Source organism: Sphingobacterium sp. JB170 (genome assembly GCF_900163865.1).
Taxonomy (GTDB): domain Bacteria; phylum Bacteroidota; class Bacteroidia; order Sphingobacteriales; family Sphingobacteriaceae; genus Sphingobacterium.
Genome location: NZ_FUKU01000033.1, coordinates 45,554 through 52,675 on the forward strand (window position 1 = coordinate 45,554; position 7,122 = coordinate 52,675).

Below are 7,122 nucleotides of genomic sequence, written 5' to 3' on the forward strand. Positions count from 1 at the left end.
ATTCAGTGAATGATTAAAAATAGCGTAATTCAGATAAAAATGAAAACTCACATAAATTGTCTTTATGTTTTAGTCGTTTTCTCCTTAATACTTTCCTGTGGAGAAAACAAAAAATTGGCAACAAGCAAAATACCCTATATCGTTACCACAACGGGAATGATAGCCGATATAGTAGAAAACATAGCTGGAGATTCGGCAAAGGTAGAAGCTATTATGCAACCCGGAGTAGACCCGCATCTGTACAAAGCCAGTCAGGGTGACCTCAAAAAAATAATAGATGCCGATTACATCTTTTACAACGGTCTGCACCTTGAAGGTAAAATGGGCGAAATACTGGAGAAACAAACCCACGTAAAGCCCGTGATTGCTTTGGGTGACTCCATCATCCGGGGAAAAATAATCAGTGTATCCGAAAACACCTATGACCCACATATCTGGTTCAACGTAGCTCTTTGGAAAGAAGCTGCGGAAATAACATTGAAAAGCCTTATCCGGCTCAATCCTGAAAACACGGTGTATTATCAGCAAAATGCCGATAAATACCTGAAAGAACTGGACAGCCTCGACCATTGGGTGAAAGCCGAAATTTCTACCATTCCCGAAAACAGAAGGGTACTGATTACCGCACACGATGCGTTCAGCTATTTTGGAAAGGCTTATGGAATTGAGGTAAGGGGATTGCAAGGTATATCCACGATGTCGGAAATCGGTTTGCGGGACGTTACCGATTTGGTCAATTTTATTATCAAAAATGATATTCCCGCAGTATTTGTCGAAAGTTCCGTATCGGATAAATCGCTAAAGGCTGTGGTGGAAGGCGTGAATAACAAAGGAAAAAAACTGTCCATCGGAGGTAATCTTTTTTCGGATGCAATGGGCGAAAAAGGAACTTCCGAAGGCACATACACCGGAATGGTAAAACACAATGTGAATACCATCGTAACCGCATTAAAACAGTAAACAAATGATTATTCAATCTGAAAATCCGGTATTGGAAGTACACGACCTCACGGTAAGCTATTCAAGCAAACCGGCTCTTTGGGGTGTTGATTTCAGTTTACCCGAAGGAAGCATTACCGGTATTATTGGTCCCAACGGTTCGGGTAAATCCACTTTGCTCAAATCCATAATGGGTTTGATTCCTCTATCAAGCGGCTATGTAAAAATATTCGGAAAAGACTTAGACAAAGTGCGCAGCCGGGTGAGCTATGTTCCCCAACGGGAATCGGTGGACTGGGATTTTCCGGTATCAGCACTTGATGTGGTATTGATGGGAAGATATGCCAAAATTGGAATGCTTCGCAGCATACGCAGTTCGGACAGGAAAATCGCAATGGAATGTCTTGAAAAAGTGGGAATGACCGATTTTGCCAAACGGCAGATTTCCCAGCTTTCGGGCGGACAGCAGCAACGTGTCTTTATAGCAAGGGCATTGGCACAGGAAGCCGATTTTTACCTGATGGATGAACCGTTTGCCGGTGTGGATGCTGCTACGGAAGAAGCCATTATCACTTTATTACGTGAAATGGTCAATGCCAAAAAGAACGTCATCGTTGTACATCACGATTTGGATACCATTACCGAATATTTTGATTGGCTGGTAATGCTCAATATGCGACTTGTAGCTTCGGGTCCGATGAAGCAGGTTTACATTCCCGAATTGCTCAAAAAAACCTACGGCACACGCTTATCTGTATTGGCAGAAGCAGGAGATTTACTGGCAAAAGATAAATTTTCCGAAAAAAAATAATCAACAGATACAATGGATAATTTCGTTAACTTTTTTTCATTCAATGACCCCAACGTCAGGTACGTGGTACTCGGGAGCATCCTGCTTTCGGTAAGTGCTGCCATTGTGGGTTCATTCATTGTGCTGAAAAAAAAATCTCTTGTGGGAGATGCCGTTTCGCATTCGGTATTACCGGGTATCTGTGCTGCTTTTCTTTTTGCAGGTACTAAGAATACTTCACTGATGCTTGTCGGAGCGTTTATATCAGGGTGGCTTTCGCTCGTTGCGATAGACTATATTACCGCAAAATCAAAGATAAAGAAAGACGCTGCCATCGGGCTGGTGCTTTCGGTGTTTTTCGCATTGGGCATTGTGCTGATGACCTATATTCAGCAATCGGGCAATGCGGCACAAAGCGGTATGGACCGTTTTATATTCGGAAAAGCGGCAACACTTATAGGCAGCGACCTGATAACCTTTTCTGTTATTGCCGTGGTACTGATTGCCGTTACACTTGCTTTTTTCAAAGAATTTACGATTATAGCCTTTGATGAACATTATGCCGAAGTATTGGGATTGCCTGTTCGGAAATTGGATTTGCTGTTGACCAGCCTTACCGTATTGGCGGTAGTATCGGGTATTACCGCAGTAGGCGTTGTATTGATGGCTGCGATGCTTATCACACCTGCCGCTGCCGCAAGATATTGGACACACAATATCAGGCGGATGGTCTTGTTTGCCGCTATATTCGGTGCTGTTTCGGGACTGGCAGGAGCTTATATTTCATACATCGCTCCGGCGATGCCGACAGGTCCGTGGATGGTGGTGGTTTCGTCATTGATTGCTTTTTTCTCGTTCTTTTTTGCCCCGTTGGGTGTTGTCCCAAAAACGTTGAAACGCAACAAGAACAGCCGTACTATGATGGATGAAAATATCCTCAAGCTGTTTTACCAAATAAGCGAAAGGGACGAAAATTTCAAAATGAAAAGAACGGTGGAGGAATTGCTGGCTTTCAAAAAAATGCAGCCGACCCAATTAAAATCAGGAATGAAAAGATTAAACCGGCAAGGTCTTTTGGATTACAGTAACCAACAGGCACAACTGACCGAAACCGGGCTTCTGAAAGCGAAAAAAATCGTTCGGTTACACCGTTTGTGGGAATTGTACCTGACAAACTATATGGAAATAGCTCCCGACCACGTACACGACAATGCCGAAGAAATGGAGCATTACATCACGCCCGAGCTGGAAAAACAATTGGAAAAATATTTAGATAATCCGGAAACAGACCCGCATGGGACCATGATACCGAAGTAATACAAAACAGATAAAATGATAGCATTGTGGATTATATTGACCGGAGCATTGGTGGCGATTTCCTGCGGATTGCTGGGCAGTTTTCTCGTACTCCGCAAAATGAGTATGGTAGGCGATGCCATCAGCCATGCCGTGCTTCCGGGCATCGTCATCGCCTTTTTATGGAGCGGCAGCCGTGATACGCTTCCTATGCTTCTTGGCGCAGGAGCCACGGGATTATTGGCGACATTCTTTATTGAATATCTGCACCGTAAAGCCCGCTTACAAACCGATGCTGCTATCGGGATTGTCTTTACCTTTATGTTTGCCGTGGGCATTATCCTTATCAGCACCTTTGCCGGAAAAATTGACCTTGACCAGGATTGTGTACTATACGGTGAACTCGCTTATGTACCTATCAATCTCTGGATACTACCTGACGGCACAAGCATCGGTCCAAAACCGGTATATATACTTTCGGTAGTGCTACTCTTGGTGGTACTGTTTATTTATGTCGGCTACAAAGAACTGAAGCTAACCTCATTCGACCCGTCTTTTGCTGCGACTATCGGCATTTCTACCGCATTGTGGCATTACCTGCTGATGGCAGCAGTGTCTTTTACCACCGTAAGTGCTTTTGAATCTGTCGGAGCGATACTGGTTATTACCTTTCTTATTGGTCCGCCTGCAGCGGCTTATTTGCTTACAGAAGATTTAAAGAAAATGCTGTTCATTACCGTTGGCATCGGTATTCTGGTTTCTTTTACCGGATATTGGCTGGCTTACTGGCTCAATGCGTCTATTGCCGGATGTATGGCGTTAATGACGGGAGTTGTATTTGCCCTTGTTTTCGTGTACACACAGTTTGTACTGAAAAACAAAAGATTGAAGTTGGCAGCAAGGAATACTTTGCTTTCGCAAAAAATAGAGTAAACAGATTTTAAAAAATTATAAATAATGAAGAAGACATTTAGGATAATCGGGACTAACGTTATTGCATTAATGCTTCTTGCAGGGTGCAATAGCAAAGGGCAAAAAGAACACAATCAGACAAACGAAGGCAATTTATCGGTTACTCCGGTAGAGCATTCCAGGACTTTTCCCGGTGCAACGCTGAAAATACAGGACATTCAGGTAAAGGAAACTACTTCATCGGATTCGGTAACTTTCAAAGTGAATTACGGCATTGAAAATTTTACGCTTACGGCATACACCGACGACCACAATGCACGTCATCTTGCCAATTCACACGACGGACAGCATATCCATTTCATTATGGATAATTCGCCCTATACGGCATTGTACAAATCTGAAAATGAAATAAAACTCAAAAAAGGAACGGAGCATTATTTACTGTCTTTTCTTTCCCGTTCGTACCACGAATCCATAAAAGAGCCAGAAGCATTTGTACTGAACCGTTTCCAAGTAACAGATGATGGTAAATATCAGAAATTGGAAACACCCAAAACACCAATGCTGTTTTACAGCAGACCAAAAGGAGAATATGCAGGAAAAGATACCAAAACAATATTATTGGATTTCTACCTTCTAAATACTGACCTTGCGAAAGGTGGACATAAAGTGCAGGTGGAGATAAACGGAGAAGTTTTTATTTTAGATAACTGGCAACCTTACAAAATAGAAGGTTTGCCACTCGGAGACAATACAATAAAACTGTCATTGGTTCACGCGTCTGGAAATGCTTTGACCGGGAAAAATACTTCGGTGGAAAGAAAGATTGTTTTGAAGGAGTAACCAATTTATTATCTCCTTTAATATCTAAAAGAAAAAGTACTTATCTTAATTCAGTATCTCATTTGCTTCGGTAAGAATTATCGGCTTTCCGTCCGTTACCACAATAGTGTGTTCGTGTTGAGCCATATAACCACCTTTGTTACCAACCATAGTCCAGCCGTCATTCAATTCTGTAGCGTATGTTGAAGTTGTTGATATGAAAGTTTCAATTGCGACTACAGAATTTTTCTTAAAACGTCTTTGGTCAAATCTGTTTTTGTAATTCATAATTTCATCCGGTTGTTCGTGCAAACTTCTTCCGATGCCGTGTCCGCCCAAATTCTTTATGACTTTATAACCTCTCTTTTTCGCTTCGGTTTCCATTATATGTCCGATGTCTCCAATTCTCACCCCGCCTTTAATATTACTGATCGCCTTTCGTAAAATTTCTTTGGATGCATCCACCAATTTCTGGTGCTGATGAATGTCTTTTCCCAGAACGAATGAAGCACCATTGTCCGCCCAAAAACCATCCAGCTCCGCAGAAACGTCTATATTTATCAAATCTCCTTCTTTTAATATTCTTTTTTCAGAAGGAATTCCGTGGCAGAACTCATTGTCGACACTTATGCAGTTCCAGCCAGGAAACCCGTAAGTTAAATGGGGAGCTGATTTTGCGCCGAAGTCCGATAGGATTTTCGCTCCGTATTCGTCCAGTTCTTTTGTATTCATTCCTGGTTGAGCGTAACGTATCATTTCTTTTAAAGTGTATGCAACAGCGTGACTCGCTTTTCTCATCCCAAATAGTTCTGATTCTTTTGATATGGACATATTTTTCTTTTTAGTATTTGATAGCACCTCTCCTTTGTTAAAGAGAAGCTGATTTGTAATGTTTTGCTTTAATACAGGACTCGGTTTATTTTTTCTTACTCTTCTTGCTCACGAGCAATTTATCACAAACTTTGCTGCTCAGCATTTCATTTTCCTTATTGGCATAGCTGATAACCATACTGCCGTCAAATGGTTCAATTTGTTTTATTTTAAGTTCAAGCCCTAAAGAAAGTTCACGACTGGTCAGGAACTTCAGCAAATCTTCGGAAGATGGCTGTACAGCCATAAAAGTAACACTTTCACCTACTTTGCAGTCACTTAATTTTAGGTAATTGTCTGATGCTATATTTCCGTCAGCATCCGGGATAGGAGAACCGTGAGGGTCCACTTTAGGAAAGCCCAATAATTCATCCATTTTGTCAAAAAATTCTGGTGCTTGTATGTGTTCGATTTGCTCGGCTATGTTATGCACATTCTCCCAACCAAATCCCATTTTTTCTACCAGATACATTTCTGTCAATCTATGTTTACGGATAATCAGAGCCGCCAATTTCTTACCTTCAACACTCAGTTTAAGCGGTTTGTAACTTTCGTAAACGACAAGTTTCTTTTCGGCAAGCCGTTTCATCATACTGTTAACAGTAGGCATTTTGATGTCCAACTGCTTGCTGATGTCATTGACACTGGCTTCGCCTTTCAAGCTTGTAAGATTATATAAAACCTTTAGATAATTTTCTTCCGTTTGTGATATCATAAGGCAAATTTATTACTATTAGCCATCACTAACAATAAAGTTAGAAATTATTTTGTTAGTATCATCTAACTTGTTAATTTTGCAAATCTAAAAATATAGTTTTATAAATAAAATAAAATGGCAAAATTCAAAACACTATTTACAGCAGTTATTATGCTTACCGGCTTTATAACATATGCCCAAACAGGTAAAATATTGGGAAAAATTTCAGATATACGAGGAGTCCCACTTGTGGCTGCATCTATATCCATCCCCAAACTAAATGTCGGTGCATCTTCAAATGACAAGGGTGATTATGTCTTGGAGAATATACCTTATGGAACGTGGGAAGTAGAAGTAAACCATATCGGTTTTGATAAACATAAGGAATCCATAACTATTAACGGCGAATCAGCTTCTAAAGATTTTATTCTTGAAGAAAAATTAGATGAATTAGAAGAAGTGGTCATTTCAGGCACAATGAAGGAAGTGTCTAAACTGGAAAGTCCCGTACCGGTGGAAGTTTATACCTCAAAGTTCTTCAAAGCTAACCCTACGCCTTCGCTGTTTGATGCCTTACAAAATATAAATGGTGTACGTCCGCAACTGAACTGTAATGTTTGTAATACGGGCGATATCCATATCAACGGTTTGGAAGGTCCTTATACAATGATACTAATAGACGGAATGCCTATTGTCAGTGGTCTATCTACTGTGTACGGATTAAGTGGCATACCACAAGCTCTGATTGACCGTATCGAAGTAGTAAAAGGACCTGCTTCCACCCTGTATGGTAGTG

8 protein-coding genes are annotated in these 7,122 nt (G+C 41.0%); 6 read left to right on the forward strand and 2 right to left on the reverse strand.

The window, feature by feature from the left end; all coding sequences use genetic code 11:
* Positions 1-39: 39 nt before the first annotated feature.
* From FM107_RS10460 to FM107_RS10480, 5 genes are read left to right on the forward strand one after another with little or no spacing between them, the layout of a single operon-like run.
* Positions 40-960 carry a metal ABC transporter solute-binding protein, Zn/Mn family gene (locus FM107_RS10460; protein WP_086948470.1) on the forward strand — a complete coding sequence of 307 codons (921 nt, stop codon included), beginning with the start codon at positions 40-42 and terminating at the stop codon, positions 958-960.
* Positions 961-964: 4 nt separating this feature from the next.
* Entirely contained in the window at positions 965-1,750 is a 786-nt protein-coding gene (locus FM107_RS10465) for a metal ABC transporter ATP-binding protein (protein ID WP_086948461.1), read from the forward strand.
* A 12-nt stretch (positions 1,751-1,762) separates the two neighbouring features.
* Positions 1,763-3,046 carry an iron chelate uptake ABC transporter family permease subunit gene (locus FM107_RS10470; RefSeq protein ID WP_086948462.1) on the forward strand — a complete coding sequence of 428 codons (1,284 nt, stop codon included), beginning with the start codon at positions 1,763-1,765 and terminating at the stop codon, positions 3,044-3,046.
* 15 nt (positions 3,047-3,061) lie between these two features.
* On the forward strand, positions 3,062-3,958 hold the full coding sequence (locus tag FM107_RS10475; protein WP_086948463.1) for a metal ABC transporter permease: 897 nt from the start codon (positions 3,062-3,064) through the stop codon (positions 3,956-3,958).
* 24 nt (positions 3,959-3,982) lie between these two features.
* Positions 3,983-4,780 (forward strand): hypothetical protein, encoded by a 798-nt coding sequence (locus FM107_RS10480; RefSeq protein ID WP_143559474.1) that lies wholly within the window; start codon positions 3,983-3,985, stop codon positions 4,778-4,780.
* 45 nt (positions 4,781-4,825) lie between these two features.
* On the opposite strand, the gene map is transcribed toward FM107_RS10480, so the two are convergent.
* Entirely contained in the window at positions 4,826-5,590 is a 765-nt protein-coding gene (gene map, locus FM107_RS10485; protein ID WP_086948471.1) for a type I methionyl aminopeptidase, read from the reverse strand.
* An 85-nt stretch (positions 5,591-5,675) separates the two neighbouring features.
* The gene (locus FM107_RS10490; RefSeq protein ID WP_086948465.1) at positions 5,676-6,344 is read right to left on the reverse strand and encodes a metal-dependent transcriptional regulator; all 669 of its coding nucleotides are present in this window, start codon (positions 6,342-6,344) and stop codon (positions 5,676-5,678) included.
* 117 nt (positions 6,345-6,461) lie between these two features.
* On the opposite strand from FM107_RS10490, the gene FM107_RS10495 reads away from it, so the two are divergent.
* Positions 6,462-7,122 (forward strand): TonB-dependent receptor plug domain-containing protein (locus FM107_RS10495; RefSeq protein ID WP_179204455.1); only part of this gene is annotated, 661 nt, incomplete at its 3' end.

Bases quoted from the DNA above. Each gene is read 5' to 3' on its own strand.
- FM107_RS10460 (WP_086948470.1), top strand. From the start codon at position 40: ATGAAAACTCACATAAATTGTCTTTATGTTTTAGTCGTTTTCTCCTTA.
- FM107_RS10465 (WP_086948461.1), top strand. From the start codon at position 965: ATGATTATTCAATCTGAAAATCCGGTATTGGAAGTACACGACCTCACG.
- FM107_RS10470 (WP_086948462.1), top strand. From the start codon at position 1,763: ATGGATAATTTCGTTAACTTTTTTTCATTCAATGACCCCAACGTCAGG.
- FM107_RS10475 (WP_086948463.1), top strand. From the start codon at position 3,062: ATGATAGCATTGTGGATTATATTGACCGGAGCATTGGTGGCGATTTCC.
- FM107_RS10480 (WP_143559474.1), top strand. From the start codon at position 3,983: ATGAAGAAGACATTTAGGATAATCGGGACTAACGTTATTGCATTAATG.
- map (WP_086948471.1), bottom strand. From the start codon at position 5,590: ATGTCCATATCAAAAGAATCAGAACTATTTGGGATGAGAAAAGCGAGT.
- FM107_RS10490 (WP_086948465.1), bottom strand. From the start codon at position 6,344: ATGATATCACAAACGGAAGAAAATTATCTAAAGGTTTTATATAATCTT.